General features: G+C 40.4%; 8 protein-coding genes and 1 pseudogene. All 9 read right to left on the bottom strand.

The genetic code is table 11. From position 1 onward, the window contains the following. Window positions 1-101 precede the first annotated feature (101 nt). The 9 genes and pseudogenes from ACG9ZB_RS10070 to ACG9ZB_RS10030 all read right to left on the bottom strand — a co-directional run bounded on the left by ACG9ZB_RS10070 (window position 102) and on the right by ACG9ZB_RS10030 (window position 18,693). Window positions 102-2,996, bottom strand: a complete 2,895-nt coding sequence (locus tag ACG9ZB_RS10070; protein ID WP_419325606.1) for a hypothetical protein — start codon at window positions 2,994-2,996, stop codon at window positions 102-104. Further along, on the bottom strand, window positions 2,993-3,679 hold the full coding sequence (locus ACG9ZB_RS10065) for a hypothetical protein (RefSeq protein ID WP_419325604.1): 687 nt from the start codon (window positions 3,677-3,679) through the stop codon (window positions 2,993-2,995). Before ACG9ZB_RS10065 ends, ACG9ZB_RS10070 begins: the two co-directional genes overlap by 4 nt. Window position 3,680: 1 nt before the next feature. Continuing rightward, the gene (locus ACG9ZB_RS10060) at window positions 3,681-9,701 is read right to left on the bottom strand and encodes an SdrD B-like domain-containing protein (RefSeq protein WP_419325602.1); all 6,021 of its coding nucleotides are present in this window, start codon (window positions 9,699-9,701) and stop codon (window positions 3,681-3,683) included. A 79-nt stretch (window positions 9,702-9,780) separates the two neighbouring features. Beyond that, complete coding sequence (locus ACG9ZB_RS10055; protein WP_419325600.1) at window positions 9,781-12,549, bottom strand: DUF7619 domain-containing protein; 2,769 nt, start codon at window positions 12,547-12,549, stop codon at window positions 9,781-9,783. A gap of 37 nt (window positions 12,550-12,586) precedes the next feature. Then, complete coding sequence (locus ACG9ZB_RS10050) at window positions 12,587-13,057, bottom strand: hypothetical protein (RefSeq protein ID WP_419325598.1); 471 nt, start codon at window positions 13,055-13,057, stop codon at window positions 12,587-12,589. Between the two features lie 989 nt (window positions 13,058-14,046). Further along, window positions 14,047-14,190: a methionine/alanine import family NSS transporter small subunit gene (locus ACG9ZB_RS10045; RefSeq protein ID WP_081313279.1), complete on the bottom strand. Its 144-nt coding sequence runs from the start codon at window positions 14,188-14,190 to the stop codon at window positions 14,047-14,049. Window positions 14,191-14,200: 10 nt separating this feature from the next. Beyond that, window positions 14,201-15,679 (bottom strand): sodium-dependent transporter, encoded by a 1,479-nt coding sequence (locus ACG9ZB_RS10040; protein ID WP_419325596.1) that lies wholly within the window; start codon window positions 15,677-15,679, stop codon window positions 14,201-14,203. Window positions 15,680-16,630: 951 nt separating this feature from the next. After that, window positions 16,631-17,191: pseudogene (locus ACG9ZB_RS10035) on the bottom strand (DUF4256 domain-containing protein). A gap of 143 nt (window positions 17,192-17,334) precedes the next feature. Further along, complete coding sequence (locus ACG9ZB_RS10030) at window positions 17,335-18,693, bottom strand: MFS transporter (protein WP_419325595.1); 1,359 nt, start codon at window positions 18,691-18,693, stop codon at window positions 17,335-17,337. Between the last annotated feature and the right edge of the window lie 443 nt (window positions 18,694-19,136).

The raw sequence follows: 19,136 nt of genomic DNA, 5'->3' as shown, positions 1-19,136 counted from the left end.
GATGATCCCTGTTATCAAACCCCAAAATTAAACATTCATAAAAAAAACCGAGTGAATTTTACTCGGTTTTTTATTTAAAATTGAGGTCAGATTACAAGACCCTATGGCTGCAGACGAATTCCAAAATACAGACTCTTTTGCTGGTTCGGTAACAGCTCGGTGAAAATGGTTGAGACACTTTTACCTTGAGGGGTAACTTTTTCTCCAGACTCTTTCATAGGGAGCACATTATTCGAATTCCACGGTGTGGTGTACGCTGGGTACATATCGCTAACTTCAACATTGGTTAAAGGATGCTCCCCCATATTTTTCACCAAAATACGGTAGACAATACAATCATTACGACCAATTTGCGTGCTTCCAATTTGATACGCTGCATTCACCACTTGTAAAGCAGACATATCCGTACATCCCGTCTGTTTGAACTGTGTTTTATGTAAGGTGATTTGATTAATACCAATCGTGACCAAATCTTTGTTTGAGATTGGGCTTAAACTCAAACTTTGATTGGTATTGTCTGGTGTCGCAATCAACTCGACTTGACTCGTCAAACCATTCACAGCACTGGTGGGTGCTTCCACTTTGACCAAAATAGCTTTTTGTTCACCCACTTGTAACTGATAACGATCCGAATCTTTCACCATCACATCACCCCCATCTAAAAGACCATCACCATTTTGGTCAATAAATAAAGTGTATAAAAATCCATCATTCGGTTTGAGCAGATTAACACTGAGCTTAATGCCACTTTCAGTCACACGGCCCTGATTAGTTAAGCGATGTGCAAAGACAAAGGTTCCGCCTGTCCGAATCTGTGCTTGCTGATCATTCACTAAAATCAATTGACGCTGTTGCGCCTGTAGTGAACTGACCGCATCTAAAATAACATCACCAAAACCCGTTTGTACCGATTCAATAGCAAACCAAATGTTGGTGCTATTACTTGCTGAGGGTAATACGCTTACCACAGCACAAACCTGAGCTGTGGTTTTGGCAGAAATATTAAGTTGGCTAATACTCTGCCCTGTCATTCCAGCTTTACATTGCTCAGTGGTCAATGGATAAAACTCAACTCTAAGCCCTGAGGTAAATGGGTTAATGCCACTTTGTACTAAAGTTGAATAATCGGTGTTATTTAATGTCGGCTCAACAGATGTTCTAGACGCATATAACTTATAGTCTTGTGCAAAAGCACTGTCATTTTGAATATTTAAAGGAAAATAAACTTTCGCCGTGCTGTCTGCAGACTTGGTGAGTAAAGCAGCACCTGTTCGTCCACCTTGCGCAATATTAAAGATGCCCACACCTGTTTCTGTCGTAGGCGCATTCGCTTTGTTATTGGACAAATCACTCTTGCCGATAATCGGCTTTTGAACTGTCGAGATATTATTGGTTGGCTCAAAGTCAGACATCGCTGTGGTTTCAATGGTGGCTGTATTTACCGTCTGCCCATTGGTTGATGTGTCCGTATCTGTCACCAGTAGGTTCTTAATGGTGAATCGATACTTAGCCTTAGCAGGAATATCACCAAGGCTTAGGCCCGTACCCGCAGTATTGGAGAAGATTGCTGTGAGTGCGTTGGCATCCGTCCACTGCGTTGGACATGCTTTACTGGTTCCGTCTGTTAAGTCTTCACACATCAGAGTGGTCTGATTACTGCCAGTGGTTGTTATACGTTGTAAATTTTTAAAACTATCGCGTAAAAACACACTATCGGCTTGAACAGTAGTTTTATTTTCAACATCTAACGTATAAGAAACCAAACGATCTTTTATGGTCAGCGAATCGCTGGTCAGTGCTTTCACCACTGAAAGGTCAACATCATCTTCTTGAATTTTTAAATCAAACTTGATATCTGCCTGACTGCTACCACAAGAGCTCAAAGAGGTTGCTATGGCTTTACTCGTAGGATCCAGAGCAAAAGAAAAGGGAACGGTGATGTCTGCATTGACGGTGGTATTGCCTAAAATACCAATCACCAAACCGTTGACCTGTACGCCTTTGGTATAGTCTAAAGCACTATTGTAAACAGGCGTATAATTAAAAGTAATGGAGTTTGGGTTAGATGTATTTAAACCATCTGCGGTCGTTAGCTTGGTTAATGTACCATCCGCAGCTTGTTTATATAATACATAATTAACTCCATAAACCGCTTTAACACCACTATAGTTAGGAGGATATTCAACTTTAAAGTTAAGCACAGGCATATCCGAAGCGCTTAAAATCTGCCCGACGATATTAAAAGGCACAGACTGTTTTTTGCCCGTCGTACTATCATTGCCTTCATAATATTTATTTGAGCTTGCGCTAAATTCAACCGCAGGTTTTAAACCAATTTTGACATCATCCAAAAGGTTACCAAGAGTAGCACCATTGGTTGCTCTAAAAATAAAGGAATAAATCCCCCCCGATTCAGCCACTAGACTACCAACAGTCGCAGTTCCTGATCGAGTTGCCCAGCGACCTGATTCTGAACGTGTGACCGAACTTGTCGTGATTGACTGTAATGGCGTGACCACATAGGTTGCATTTCCAGCAACTTGATCAGCCACAGTCCCAATTAAAAACTCTGCGGTTTCTGTGACATTAGATTGTCTAGCAGCATGCTTAAATGACCAAGTAAAAGACTCACCTCTAAATAAACACACTTTTTGATAAAGTGCCGAAGGTTCTTCAGCATTCAGCTCGGCATATTGATCATTTGAAGCATTGGGTAAAGTACCTGCATCTGCATACCCAGCTCCACGCCATATTTCAATAATACGCCCCAGATTTCCCCAGTAGCGATGTGTCGTTCGCCATCCTGGTATTAAATCCTGTGATACCTGTCTATTAAGTTCTGTTTGTTGAGGCTGAGAAAAATCCAAATTGACAAAACTACGCTGAATTTGAACTTGATTGGCACTTGCAGCAACGTCAGCTGCAGCTACGGTTTGCAAAGTAGAAGTCACACATAATAAAGCAAGCAAAACACGAGTGAAATAATGCTTTTTCATTTTTGATTTCCTTCACTGCTGCGGCTACTCGGAACTTGAATTTGAGCGGTATTTAAAAGTGGCCAATATTGCGCATTCACACCCTGACAGCCGTGTCCATTCAGTTGCAGCAACGAGGGTAGGTCAAATGCATCAGAGGGTATCATTACCACATAAGGCAACTGCTGTTGGACTTGAAAAATCGTACGTTCTGCTGCTTGAAAGTGCTCGCGAGCATGGCGCCAGCCCAGTTCACAGTATTCAGCTGCTGCCCACACGAGAGTGACCTCGGCTTTCGCCAAACGCTCTGGGGCAACATGGATCGCACCCAGCCCCTTTAAATACTCTAACTGAACCCAAAGATCACGGCGCATGACCTGTGCCATACTTAAAACAGGGGTGGTGAGGGATAATTGAGCAGGCTGATTGAATCCATCTACTAAAATTTGAGCCTGCTGAAGTGCTTCCTGCCCTGCACTGCTTAGTCCTTGTACTGAAATTTCACTCTTCGCATAGCTCAACCACATTTTGGCTTTATAGGCATGATAGCGAAGTAATGGATCTGTCCCATGCAACTCAGCCTCGACCTGCTGAGCCAATTGTTGAACATGTGGGACTGAGTTGATTGATTGTTCTGCCATCGCACTCGATAGGCCATTGAACATGAACAAACCGACGACGATACCCTTCAAGGTCTTTGGCATCTTATCGCCCTCCTTGAGGTTCTAAGGCTGGGTTCATCATGCCATTACGGCGACCAAACAGGTCTTCATCAAACTTAAATCTAAAGCGTAAATATGCACCTTCACCTGTTGAGCTAGTATTGGCGAGCTCGGCGTCTTGATAGCCCATAAAATTATAGCCGGCAGATACCCAAAGATTCGTTGCCAATAAATACCCAATCTCAACACCTGCTAAGTAACGGGTACCAGCGCCTTGATTCGCCCACAATACTCCTGTTTGCAGACTCATATCCCAGCGTTCATTGAGGTTATAAATCATGCGACCACTGAGTAACTGGGTTAATGCATCACTTTCAACACGATCTTCATCAAACACTGACCATTTTGCTGCATACTGCCCAGACCATGTGAACTGGCGCTCAGGATGATAATTGACATGGGTTGATGTGACATATGCTTCTCGTTGAAAGGCTGCTTCTAAATCTGTTTCGTTATTTTCATAGAAGTATTCAACTTTTGATAAAACATCTAATTTATTTTGATCAAAATCACGCCACGCCAAACCCAATTGGAAACGGTTACGTAAGTGATCGCCCTGATCTATACCTTTGTTATCAATAAAGTTCAGGGTATTTTTAGTCAAAAAAGTCACATCATTCGAGAGCTTACGTGCATAACCAATCGTATTGATCAGGGTATCAGAGTCATCCGAACGACGCCCTTCTAAACGTGTTGTCGCTTTCCAGTTTTCATTGGCTAAATATTCAATTCCAATACTGGCAGCAGTCGAATCACTATTATTCTCCGTATCGGCAGATAAGCTCTTAATTTTCTCAAAACTACCACTCAAATAAACTTTTGATTGTACTTCCCAACGGTTTTTTAAACCAATCGCGGCTTCAGCCTCACGATTACTCATACCATCTGCAACACGATATTCACTAAAAACTGAGCCATCTTTCATATAGTTACTGCTGATACCAACTACAGTACTATTGGTCTCTTCAGTACTATTCATCGAGTAAAGGCCATCTATCGAAGAAATCAATTCATGGTGTGCGTAAAGTTCTGTATTCGCAGCAACCTGTACGCGGCCACCAATGGTCAGTACTTTTTTCTCAGCATCTGCTAGGTCTTGTTCATACTCGGTAAATACGCTTGCCCCTTTCCAAGGCAATTGTCCCGTAAATTTAATACGACCAGTAGTGCCGTTATAGGCATCAGTATGATCAGTGGCAAGTGTTGCACCGGCTTGGCTTTCATCATAAAGACGAACACCCAACTCCACAGCAAGCAATTTAAAAAAGTTGCGTTCTAAACTCGCAGATAATCCTGTGCGCACGCCTTGGTTCACCTGATCTTCCGTGCGAATCGCTTCAAGCCGTGCTAAACCGACGTGCGCAACCTGTGATGTCGCCTTAATTCCACTTTCCATGCGACCAGCACTGATGGTTGCCGCATCATTTTGAAAACCACGATCAGCTTGCTGATGATAGGCACGTAAATTATTGGTTCCCTTTGAATATTCAAATTCAATTCGTGCTGCATTGCCCTGCTGTTCAGCCGAAGAATCGGTTTGTCCTATTTGTGTCACTTGATCATCAGCAGAACTGGTATTTTCTGATTGCGCTACCTCAGCAATGAGCTTGCCATATTCCCCGACCTTCAAGACCGCATTCAAACTTGAAATCTGTTCCTTTTGCAGCGGATCATTACTCCGCACAAAAGAGCCGCCTATTTTTAAATGGCTTGGAAATACATAACTGAAGCTTAAGCCAGCAACTTCGTATTCTTCACCAATTTCATCAGCTTCAACTGTAATACGGATATAGTTCGGATTTAAGTCACTATCGACACTCGCCACTGCTTCTTTTAAATAGATACTATTACTATAGGTATCAATTTCATAATCCACAAAACGCGTTAACACTTGTCGATTGATAATCAGACCCGGATTGTTACGGTCTCGCGTCAAGACTTCAACTTTCTCACTATTTTCTAAAATCAGATCATTTGAAATCGCACCTAAACTATAAGGTCCTGTAATCCCCATAGCACGGTTTTCTGTCACCACTTGGCGTGATTTGGTTTGAGCACCAAAAGCGGACACTTGGAATTTGTCACCTTCATGCCCCAATTTGACACCTGTCAATGAACGGTTATATTGGCCTAAAGAAAGACCTTCATCTCGTTCAGTACGCGTGACATAGTCACCATACATAGCATAAGAACGGCCTTTGTCTAAACGAACATACAACTTACTGGTCGACTGAGCATCAAAACCTTTGGCTGCAGCATCACCATAAACTGGATAATATTCATCTGGCTGAATATCACGGAATAAACGCTGTTTTGAACTCTTATCTGAATCATAAGCAAGCGTCAGTAAATAATCCCCTTTGACTTTACCTTTTAAATAAACAGCAGCACGCCCATTAACGGTGGTGTCATCGCCCAAATCTGCAATTTCTTTCAGTTCATCTTCAAAGCCGTCATTGCTCGTTACACTATGCAATTTTTCACGGTCAAAATGATTAAAATTGATGCTACCTTCAATTAAACCTACTGCAATCAGTGGACGTAAGTCTGCTGTAAATTGAATATCGAGTTCTTGTTGAATTAAACCGCTACTAACCGTTAAAGTACCACGTCCCGGCATATTGGGCGCGAGTATTGGGATAATCAACTCACCATTTTCAATAAATGTTTGCAGCCCCGATTCATTTGGGTTGGCATCCGCTAAATCAATCACACCAATATCACTTGCAACAGTGATTGGAGTTCGAGTCAGAACGGAAACACCCTGTTCATCTTTGATCTTTACCGCAATACTCAAAACATCTTGACCATTCGCTACAGCTGACGCAACTGGTTGTTGTAACTCTAAATGATGTGCTTGCCCCGGTACAATGACCTGTAAAGTTTGAGCTTCACGGACATTTCCCATCAGATCCAACTGCTCAACTAAAAGGGTATTGGAACCTGTTTCTAAAGGTACACCGACATATTCCAAACCTTGCTTTTGCTGCTCCGCCAATATCGCACGCTTACCAATATGTTTGTCATCAATGATTTTTCCATTCACTGACAGACGTTGTGTTGCACCCGCAGTGCCTTGTAACTGAATGGTGATTTGATTGAACTTCAGCAATTGCCCTTCGTTCAAGTTTAAAATACGCAAAGCATTGTTATCCGCACGGCGTAAATATTCTTCTAAACTCACCACTCCCGGTTGAATTGGTTCTAAACTCAAGTCTTGTGATTTAGACTTAGTCACATATCCATTTTTACCGAGTAAGCAGTCTTGTTCACCCTCTGTAGCCAAACAACCCGTTGTCTGATCTGAACGTGTGCTTTTTTCAATAAAAGTTGGGGCATCTATTGATAACTGTTTATTAATGGCCTTTTCAAGGTTGAAATTACTTTGATTCACCTTTTCTTGACGCTGTTTGACTGCATCAAGTAATGGTGCAGAACATTGCTCTGCATCATTGGCAATTGCAAAATCCGCACGATGTAATTCACCACGTTTTACATCAACAAAAAGGCTCGATGGATCTCCCGCGTTTCGATTAGACTGAATAATCACTTCAGCACCAGCAGGTAAGGTCGTGCGGTCTAATTTTAAAACGTGAGTCTTCGGCGATACGCCATAAAAATCGTACTTACCTTCTCGATCCGTAATGATATAACTGCCATCTTCCATAAAGAGGCGAATACCCGGCACCCCCAACTCACCCTGATCTTGCATGCCGTTACGGTTACAGTCGGTATAGACCTTACCCACTACAAATGCATCAGAGCTAAAAACACCCGACTTTACTTTGACTTTTGCTTGCGCTTCATTTGAACTTAGACCATCAGCATCCACCGCTTTCGCACGATTGATGCCGTCACCATTTAAAGCATTCGGCCCAATTTGAACACGGTACTCAATTTTCGTACTCTTATTCACTGCTAAGTCACCCAAACCTAAGCTCAGGTACGGTCCTTTTCCACCTTTAGGATCGGCCACAGGTTGACCATTAACACGCATTGTATTGGCGACATAGCTAAACCCACGAGGCAAAGTATCTTGTAGCTGTACGTCTGCAGCAACGACATCACCTTGATTCGTCACCGTAATGCTATAACTGGTAAAATCGCCCAATTCAACCGAAGAGTCTCGCGCAGTCTTTTGAACCATCAGCCCTGTTTTTGAAAGTACGGGGTCAATTGGAATATCAATACTGAGTGCAGGACTATTTTCTGTCAGGGTGAAAGTCCCCCCGTACGACCATTCTGCATGGACATCCTTGCCATTAAAGGAATCAATCGGATAAACAACTTGATCACTAGCAAATGTATATTGCTGTCCTGAAATAGTCGACGTATCGACTAAAAGTTTATAACTGCCGCCCTTTACCAATGGTGAAACAAATTCACCCGATGCAGATGTTACTTGTTGCGTTGGAAATGGTTTTAATTCACCTGTATTACGATCAATTTCAAACGCTTCATTCTCTGCTACAGGCCTTCCAAATTCATTGACCAGCGTAACTGTTGCACCTGCAACAGGCTTTCCTGTTTTTGCATCAAAAACAATACCATAAGGATCTATTGAAACCTGAGTTTCAACATTATCCAGCTTTAAAGTTGATGCTCCATTTGCATCTAGGCAGTCCGTTAAACGGATCTGCGCTTGATCACGTTTTACGGTTTGTAAAATTTGATCAGCTAAGTTTTTATTTGTACTTTCTTCCGTTGCCAAATCAAACTGAAAAATACCTGTATTTTCACCACTTTCAACGGCATTGATATAAACCACGTCACCCGTTAATCGTGAGCTAATTTGCACGCGAATTTGATCACTTATGAAACGGTTGGCATTACAAATCGCGGCATTGGTTTTAATATAAAGCGGCTCATTCACTTTGCCCGTGTAAAGGCTGTGCGAAAAATCCGAAGTGGTACTTTCAATGATGGACTGCCCCAAAATTTGGGTTTTCACTTGATTTGAAAGTGTTTTCTTATGGGTAATATTCGACAAACCATGTAAAACATAAGCTTCATTTAAAAGTGTGGTATAGCTTAAGTTAGGGTTGGTTTTAACTGTTAAACGTATCGTACTTTTTTGTTGTGACTTAAAAATATCGGTAAACCCGACAACTGCATAACCCACCTTAGTTTTATTGGCAGGTAAACCACGCGTATATTCACCTTCTGCTAAACGATATAAAAGTTGAGCGTTTTGGTTTTTTTCAAGGACCTCTACGCTTTCAAAAACCGTATTGGCTGGAAGAGGATCTTCAACAATCACCAAAGATTCAGTTTGACCATCAACTTTTACTTGTGTTGGTAATACAGGTAAAAGCGCAGCATTCGATACATTTAAAGTGTACTGAATGGTCTGGGATTGCTGATTACTTTGTAAAATGGTTTGATCAACCGATTTTTCTATTTTTAATTTAGGCTGAATGACCTGTACAGGATTCTTCGCGACATCCTGAATATCAGGTTGTTCACGCATATGTGCCGTTAATGGCAAATCAACAAATGCCTGATCAGCTGTTTGTGTCGACGTATCAGCCACAATCCATAAGTGGACATTTTGATTGGGCTGTAACAGTAGACCATTGGTGATGAGGATTTCTGAAACATCAAAAACACCATCATCATTGGCATCTAAATACACTTTGATATTGGATAAATCAGCATTCGGAAGCGTTGTAAAATCAATCCAAGCTTCTGTATTACTCAGGTTCGCCAGTGAATTTAACCAAATCACCTTTGACCCAGCTTCGACCTGTTTTAACGTATCCGCACGTAACTGTACGCCATAAAACTCACTTACAGTGACGTTGACAGGGTTGGATTGGGTTTTTAACAGGAGTTGTCCACCATTTTCATCACTGATGGCATATGATGCATAAGCAATGTTTTGAATGGTTTCACCAGCCATCGGCATTGCTGCATAGCTTTGCTGTACACACAACAAAGCAGAAGCCAACGCCGAATATGATAGTGCATCCATTTTAAATGATGTCGTTTTTTTTACTGACATAACCCCAAACCCACAAAAAATACAGCAAAAAAACCGCTTCCCTTTTTAAAAAGAAACTAAAGGAAGCGGTTTATTTAAATTATTGGTCGACTTTTACGCCAAACTCCAATGTTGCTGATGCTGATGGTGTAAGCGTACCTACCGTATATTTCAATTCCTTGCTACCCGTTGTTGGTGCCGCAGTAGTAGGTTTCGCAGAGTTCGGCTGATATGTGGTGTAACTTGGAACCATATCCGAAATCACCACATTGGTTGCATTCACATTACCATCATTACTCGCTGTCACACGGTAATACACACATTGACCTGGCTTAGCTTCAATATTCGTACTATAGTAAGTAGTTGGTGCTGAACATTTTTCTGATAAGGCCTGCATTTTTGTTAAACGTACCTGACCTAAGTTAATCGTGGTCAAATCGGTTACAGAAACATTCGCTGGCGTGTTTGTCCCTGTCGGCTTAAAGGTTACGACTGTCGTATCCGTCACACCAGCTGTTGCAATCGCAGGAGCTTCTACTTTAACAATAATGTTAATCGACTCATTCTGAGATAAGCCAGCAACGGTATTTGTAGTTCCAGCAGTTGTCGTATTTGCTAAAAGTGTTGCTAAAGAAGCACTACGAGCAGCTTCCGTATCCCCTGTAATTAATTCATTGGTGTCAGCTTTACCATTGTTATTCAAATCCACATAAACAGACGTATTCGCACCTGACAGTGTAGATGACCAATTCACATCAATAAGATACCCGCTCACACCCTCTGTTACGTTGCCAGAGTTTGTTAAAACATGCACGTATTCAACCGTACCGCCTGGTGCAACTTGACCTTGACGATCAGGCGTAAAGCTGAGCCCACGCTTCTCTGCAACCTTGACCTCATAGGTAATATTATCTGACGTAGTTGTTGACGGTGAGACAATATTCACTTGAATATTTTTAGTGTCACCAGCTGGTGTACCTGCTGGCGGTGTCACCGTTACACAGAAACTTTTTGCGGCGCCAGCTGCGATGTTGCCAGAGTTTGTCACTTTAGTAGTTGTACAGTTACCACTACCATCTTTTTCAAAGATTTCTACTGTCCAACCAGCAGGCACATTCGGTACAGTAATCGTGTAATTATCAGCAACATTACCTGTGTTTTTAATGGTTGCATCAAAAGTTACAGGAACCGCAGGTGGTGTGATTTTACTTTCAACGGGTGCCGTTGTTCCCGCACCAGTACCATTTTCTGTAGTTGCATCTGGTTTATTCACCAAATCCACTGAGTTTCCAATGACGGGACCAGTAGATAACTTTAAAGTGTCTTTCACTTGATTTGTGATAGAAGTGCTTTCTAAAGTAAATGAATACCCTGAAGTATGAGCAGATGAACTTGGTAAAGTCACACGTACAACAAATTGTACTTTTTCACCAGGTTGGATTGGTCCAGAGTCCACAATACCATCACCATTAGTATCGGTAACGGGTGTCGCCCCATCTGCTTTTAAAATTTCAACAATGGTTCCCGTAGGCAAAGCAACCGTACCCGCAAATACAGCTAATGCTGCACGATTCACTGTTAGGTTGTAGCTGTCGACACGATCACCGCTATTGTGTACTACAACTTTATCGCCATCTGCTGTGCTTTGACCAAACACCACAGGAATACCAACCTTTGAACCCACTAATTGGATTTTGTCATCACCACTACCAGCAGCTGTGTCAGTATCGGTAAAAGCACTTGCAGCCGTATCGTTCAATGCGCCCTTATAGGTTCCAACCACAGGTACTTTCGACTCATTCGAAGGCGTAGTTCCTGTTGGTGTGGTTGTTGGCGGTGTCGTTGGTAAGTCAGTTATGGTATATGGTGTCCCATTTTTCCCATCTGGATCGACATATGCCGTGTTATTCACGCTATTCAGTGCTGAAGATTGAACCGTAACTTTAAACTTCAATGTACCCGTGGTATTGGCAGCTAAACTTGCAATATTAAATAAGAACCGTTTATTAGTCGTATCATATTGATAGTTATCAGTATCTGTAGACGCATCAGTTAAGTCAGTTGAGCTACCACTATATTTTGCTGAATTTGGCTTATAAGTCACATTGGCTGGCAAAACGTCAAAAATCGCAACATTGGTTGCTGCTGCATTACCAGTATTTTTAAATGTTAAGGTGTATTCAATTTCTTCACCTGCTTTTGCAGTACTAATACTTGCAGCTTTCGTAATCGTGACCACAGCTCCACTGGTGATGGTGACTGTATCTGTGTTACTGATCGAACTTGTCGTATATAAGCTTGCTTTTGCTGCAGAGGCGGTTGCAGTCAATTCGAGTTTGTCAAACTGACCAGTCGTTGCAGTCGATGGAGTAGTTGCTACCACGACTAGGCCAACATCTTCACCAGCTTGTAATTCAATCGTTTTGCCTGACGCATTTAAATTCACTGCGTCATCAGGTACGCCATCTTTATTCTTGTCGATATAAACAGCGAACTTATCTGAGGCGAAGTCAAAGGTCGACCCAGAAGCATGATTATCCAAATCTGCAAGTGAAATGGTAAATGTATCGGTACCATTACCTGTATTGGTCAAAATATGCGACATGGTGGCTTGACCATTCGGCACGGTCGTTATTGAACGATCTTGAACCAAGGTAAAACTACCCACTTGTGCAACAACAGTTTTAACTTCATTTGAGGTAACAGTACGTGTTGTCCCAGTATTATCTGTATACGATGCAGTCGCAACGTTACTAATATTGGTTCCAGCAACAGGTGTTGCAGCCATTGCTTGGCTACTCACAAACACTACCCCACTCATCACTGCAAGTGATGCAGCAATTTTACTTAATTGAAAGTTATGTTTCATAAAAGAATCCATAAAAGCGATTGATTTGAAGCGAAAATTATTCAGCCGCGTTTACACGTACTTGTGCTGCAACAGTAATTTTTTGTTTAGGTTTTAATTCATCCACCTGCCACTGCAAGGCGCGGTATTCACTCAAAGGCACATTCACTTTTTTCCCGTTTTCAACACGAGTTAATGGAGCTTTTGCAAAATGCACACTGTCTGTAGAAGCATAGGTATTTTTCGGCGTATTTTTTCCGGTGTAGCTAACATAAGCAGGAAGTGGCAAATTCAACTTCAAGGCTTTCAAGCTAGTGTTGGATTGATTGCTATACGTCACCTGATACTCAAGCACCTGATTTGGTTTAACCTGATCGGTGTTTTTCAACTCTTTCTGGGTATTTTTATCAACATTAACTTGAAAAACTTTCATCTGCGCAGATAAAGGGTTTTCATTTGCATACACCATGGACGACATGCCCATCGCCAATACAAGTGTTGTAAGCAAACCAAAATTTTTATTTTTCATCACTACCTCAATCATGCCAAGTATCAAATGCTGTACACAAAGACAATAAAATGGAATCAAATATCAATTTTAGTGTCACATGTCACACTAATTTTTGATTTTTGTTACTTGTTTTGCAGTTACCCAAATTTACAGTGTTTTTACACAAAATCAATATTGGGGTAAAAATAGCGCAAAATGAACATAAAATAAGCAAAAAATTGAGCGCAAGGTAAGACGACTCGTAGGTGATGGCCTACAAATATACAAAGCAAGAAATCTATTAGAAGAATTAAACAATGAACAATAAAAAATCTATTAAAACAATAAAATTCAAATACTTAATTAGATAAAATCTGTATAAAAAATGCTTTAAACAGGCTCAAACACATAGCCATAAAAACTAAAAAATATTACACTTTTTAATCTACTAATACAGTCAATAAAAACATAATTAAAGTGATACAAGTCACACTTCAACCCTATACCAGTCCGCCTAAAATCTTCCTTTTTAAACTAATTGAGTAAGATCACGATGACTCATCTAACTGCAAAATCTATATCTTCGAAAGAAAAACTATCAACATAAACATATGATATCAAAAAGATTATAAATATAATTCTGACCTAAATCAGGTACAGATACTCTATTTACTCACTAAATTTGGGCGGTTCGAAACTCAAAATGGATACATTTAAGCAATCTTCAAGAAAATATGACTCTTGGGTCTAAATAATGCTGTTTGAATATCGAAATAAATCAAGATCGATTATGTTTCATGCTGAATAATGCTCAGTAGAGTAATGATCGTGTAGTGACCATAAACAATAAGGCACTCTTAACTGTTCATACTTCTTCTAAAAAAGCCTGACAAGACTTCTTGGCTGAAGCTGTCACATTTTTACTTGAACTTGTTAAAAGTCCATAAAAAACCGAGTGACATTCACTCGGTTTTTTTATCATTCACTGATTACAAATGAAATCAATGAATTGCCTTTCTCATCCAATATTACAACGTATGCTGGTCTTTCACTTCTTCAAGAACCTCATCGAGTTCTTCAGGGTTTTTCATCAAGTGTAAAATAGACAACACAAGTCCACCCCATAAAAATACCATTGAAATGATCATCATCACGATTGCCGAAGTATTCATTTATGCTCTCCTAGCGATCTTTCATTTTACTGAGTACGATTGCAACGACACCACAGAAAATCACGCTGCCCCATCCGAATACACCTTGTAAACTCATACTATAACTATCGTAACCGTTTTTCACTAAGTTAAATACGGTCATGCTCAAGGTCGTTAATAAGATCAAGGAGGTGATTACCGTTAACGTGAAATCCCAGCCTTTGCCCAATTGAACAGTAGAAATACGGTTTACATGGTCACGAAGCTCACGTAAAGCAGCACGCTTAAACCAAGCCACACTGATAATCGATAATAATGCACCACCGATAATCCCTATGTTATTGATAAAGTGATCCACGATATCTACCAGTTTAATCGCATTCACACTTGAGAATAAGATCACTGAAACTAGTGCACTACCACCACCAATAATGGTAACTGCTTTTTTACGGCCCCATTTTAACTTATCTTGCATCGCTGCAATTGGTACTTCCAAGATACTTACCATGGAAGAAATACCGGCAACAAATAATGATGAAAAGAACAATAGACCGAATAAATCAGCACCCGCACCTAAACTTGAAATGATTTTCGGGAAAGCAATAAATGCCAGACCGATACCACCACTCACCACATCTTGAACTTCTTTTCCTGCGGTATGCGCCATAAAGCCTAATGCAGCAAAAATACCAATACCCGCCAAGATTTCAGTTGAAGCATTGGCAAAACCAACGATTAAACCTGAGCCTGTCAAATTGGTCTTTGGCTTTAAGTAAGATGCATAAGTCACCATGATCCCGAAACCCACAGAAAGCGAAAAGAAGGTATGACCATACGCCGCCAACCACACTTTATAGTCCATCATCGCAGACCAGTTCGGTGTAAAGAATGCATTTAAGCCTTCTGCTGCACCGGGTAAACGAAGTGATTGCACCACTAAAATGGTAAATAAAACAAATAACAAAGGCATGAAAATCTTATTCGATAATTCAACACCTTTTTTAACCCCACCAAACAGAATAATTAAGGTCAGTGCCCAAATTCCTACGATTGGCCAAAATAAATGGCTTACAAACTGTAAATCGAAACCTGTTGCTTTCGAAGTTTGTAAGTAGGTATTAAAGAAGAAACTTTCAGGGTCACTGCCCCAAGCCTGACCAATCGAGAAGTAAACATAGCTTCCCGCCCACGTCAGTACGCTGGCATAGTACAAACCAATGATGATACACACACAGACTTGCCACCAACCCAGCGTTTCACCGCCTTTAAACAAAGCCCGATAGGCTTTAGGTGGTGACCCCGAACTACGGTGTCCCGTTGCATAATCTAAAAATAACAGCGGTAAACCAGCGGTAATTAACGCCAATAAATAAGGAATAAGAAAGGCGCCGCCACCATTTTCATAGGCAACATAAGGGAAACGCCAAATATTACCTAAACCTACAGCCGAACCTACAGCTGCAATAATAAAACCAGATCGTGATGTCCAGTTTTCACGAGTTCCTGACATAAAACACCTAAACCTAGGTCCCTTTTAATTGCTTTTTATTTGGTTATATCGCAACAAAAAAGAACCATTTAATATTAATCTTGAGTGTTTGATTTAGCTTCGACCTTTTGGGTGCAAGGTTCTAAATGACAAACAGAGGAGTTTTCACAAAACCTTGGTTAAAGTGTGTCGATTAAACTTCCCTTTTATATGATTCAACAATACTCACTTTTATAAAAATATTCTGTAATTTCTGCTTCAAATATTCCATTTTTATAATGTGTACTGATTCAACCGTTCAATTAATCAGCTTATTTATTGTACAAAATTAGTTATAAATTAACAAACTTTTTGGAATGATTTATTGCACCTATCTTCCTGCATAAAATTTGAAGATCATGCATCGATACTCAACCTACTGAAAAAATCAATCTAAAGGACGCTAAAGCTATCAATCTCCCGTATAAAAACATTACTTTTCACATTTTTATTAAAATATTCACTCCTTCAGAAAACATTACCCATATTTCTGATGAACATCACATGCATGAATACAGCTTTTAATCTTGTTGTGTATTGATCGCGCAGTCGTATTTACAGTAATGCTCTCTATTTAACAGAGAAACCACCAAAGCCAGTCATTGCGTAGAACATCATCAGTTTCACTAGACCAATCCAGTATTCATCAGCCTATTTAAACGATACAAATTTAAAGCAGTAAGCAAAAATTATATAAGCTATTCACTTTTGTCAGCTTAGGCTTACAAATAGCGTGGTTAAAATGCTGTATCAACAAAAGTCGCCGCCATGTATATTTAAATCATCAGGAAACAGGATGTTTCCCAAACTTAAAACAACAATAATCAGTTTGAGCATCAGGATGTGAGATATGACAGGAGTTCTATCTAAACACTGAAATACAAAGAAACCTCGACAGGATGTCGGGGTTTCTTTTTATCTATATTTCCACAGTTAAAGCTGAATATAAGTCCGAAATCCTCGACTTGCATAGTACGAAGCAGCACCATTATGATAGGTAAACGTACGACCATAGCGCTGATCACAAAAGATTGCCCCGCCTTGCTGACGTAATTCAGTGGGAGGTTCAACCCAACTGGATGTTTTTAAGTCGAAATTAAAAATCTACTGTAAGGCATAATACTGTTGTTCTGTCATTAAGCTTAAGTCATAAGCCTGTACCCAATCTAGCACTGTATTTTCAGGCGGATGATCCTTGCGACTCAATAGTGCCTCTCGGTCATAACACATGCTTCGTCGCCCTTTTGCGGACTCAATTGAACAATCAAAAAAATACACATCTTATGTATTCGGTAAAGCCACGACATCGGGCTCACCACCACTTATTTCCATTTGTTGTAACGCATATAGTTTTTCAGGAGCCTGCAAAAGTTGTTCTCGGACAAATGCCCAACTAATTTGCATATGACGTTCAGTATGCTATTGAAACCGTTGTCCTAAGGTATTGAATAAATGTTTAGTTTGCTCAGGTTCGAGTTTTTTCTGCTGCTTAATCATTGTTATTGTACTGCCCTATTTAATGCTACCTTTAGCATAGCACTCTCCTTCAAACACGACCAAATATCACCCAACGGTACACCCATTTTGCAAAAATAAAGGCCCTCAAAATGAGAGCCTTTTATCTTTTTGAGATTTGATTAAGAAGATGCTTTGATTGAACTCGAAACTTTCACCTGAGTTTTAACTGCTTCTTCAGCACTATTTAAACGGATAAAAGAAACCGCTATCGCAGCAAGCACCGCAGGAATCGCCACAGCAATAAAATTCAACTTATGTGGTAATTCCATGCCCAACAATACACCAATGACAATTGGCCCCACGATTGCACCCACACGGCCAATCCCTGATGCCCAACCCAACCCGGTTGAACGAACAGCCAATGGATAATATTGCGCCACATAACTATATAGCAAAATACTACAACCAATCGAAGCCGCTCCTGCAAGTGCAACCAATAAATAAATTACAGGTTGTGGTGAATTAAAGCCTAAACCCACCAGTGCAAATGCCCCGACAGTCAACATGCTAATAATGACAGGTTTCAAGTGGAATCGATCCGCGAGCACACCACCACCAGCAGTGCCGATCACCGCGCCAATATTTAAAGAAAGGAGGAACATTAAACTGCTGCCCATCGAATAACCCGCAGCCATCATCAGTTTTGGTAACCAGCTTCCTAAGGCATAAACCATCAATAAGCACATGAAGAAGCAGCACCAAAATAAAACTGTACCCATACCACGACCATTTTTAAACAAGGCAGCGACAGATGCATCAGGGACTTTAGCTTCATTCAGCACTAGAACAGTATCTGAAGTTACAGTCTCTTCAGGTACCAGACGTTGAATAATGCTGCGTGCCTTTTCTGTTTGCTGGTCTTTCACTAAAAAAGTGACTGATTCAGGTAAGAATTTCCATAAAATAGGAATAAACAGTAATGGAATACCAGCAATGAAAAACATGATCTTCCAGCCAAAAGTTGGCGTAAACGCAACACCTAGTAGTGCTGCCATAATCCCACCCATCGCATAACCACTAAACATCGCGGTCACCAGAGTACTACGAAACTTCTGCGGGGCATATTCCGAAGTTAAAGCAACCAAGTTCGGTAATACACCACCAATTCCAAGACCAGCGATAAAGCGTAAAATTCCAAATTCAGTCGGGTTTGAAGCAAAGCCACCCGCAAAAGTAAATCCACTGAACAAAGTGACACAGATAATAATGACTTTTTTACGGCCAATTTTATCGGCCAGCATCCCAAATAACATTGCACCAAACATCATGCCTACTAAGGCAGTACTGGCTAACATTCCCGCTTGAACGGCCGTCATACCCCACTCTTTCATTAAGAGCGGTAAAGCCACACCGTTAATTGCTAAATCATAACCGTCAAACAAGACGACGAATAAGCACCACAAAACAACCGTTAAATGAAAAGGCTTAAACTTAGCCTGATCGATTACAGCATTTACATTCATTGTTGTCGCTGTCATTTTTCCCTCACCTCCAATTGTGAGCTTTATTATAAAAAGTGAATACAAATTCACTTTTATATAAAATGAATCATAATTCAGTTTTTGTCTATAAATAAAACAATTGAAACGTCTTTTTTTGAGAAAAATAGACTAAAGTTGTATGAAAATAATGCAAATCAATTTGCACTTCTTTGGATTCTTTGATAAATGATAGATGTTTCGCATAATTTTAATTTATATAAATCTACTTTTACATAATTTAGCGTGTATTCTCCGCTCTAATTCTCTTCTTTCCCCCATTCATAATTCTTTATTTATATTATTTCCCCTTATTTTCATCATAAAAAAATCCCCCTCTGCATTAAGCGGAGGGGGATTTAGAATTAATGAGCTGGCGATGACTTACTCTCACATGGATAACTCCACACTACCATCAGCGCTAAGAGGTTTCACTTCTGAGT

It is taken from the genome of Acinetobacter johnsonii (assembly GCF_048551975.1).
In the GTDB taxonomy this organism is placed as follows: domain Bacteria; phylum Pseudomonadota; class Gammaproteobacteria; order Pseudomonadales; family Moraxellaceae; genus Acinetobacter; species Acinetobacter johnsonii_A.
This window is presented reverse-complemented; position numbering and strand designations above follow the sequence as displayed.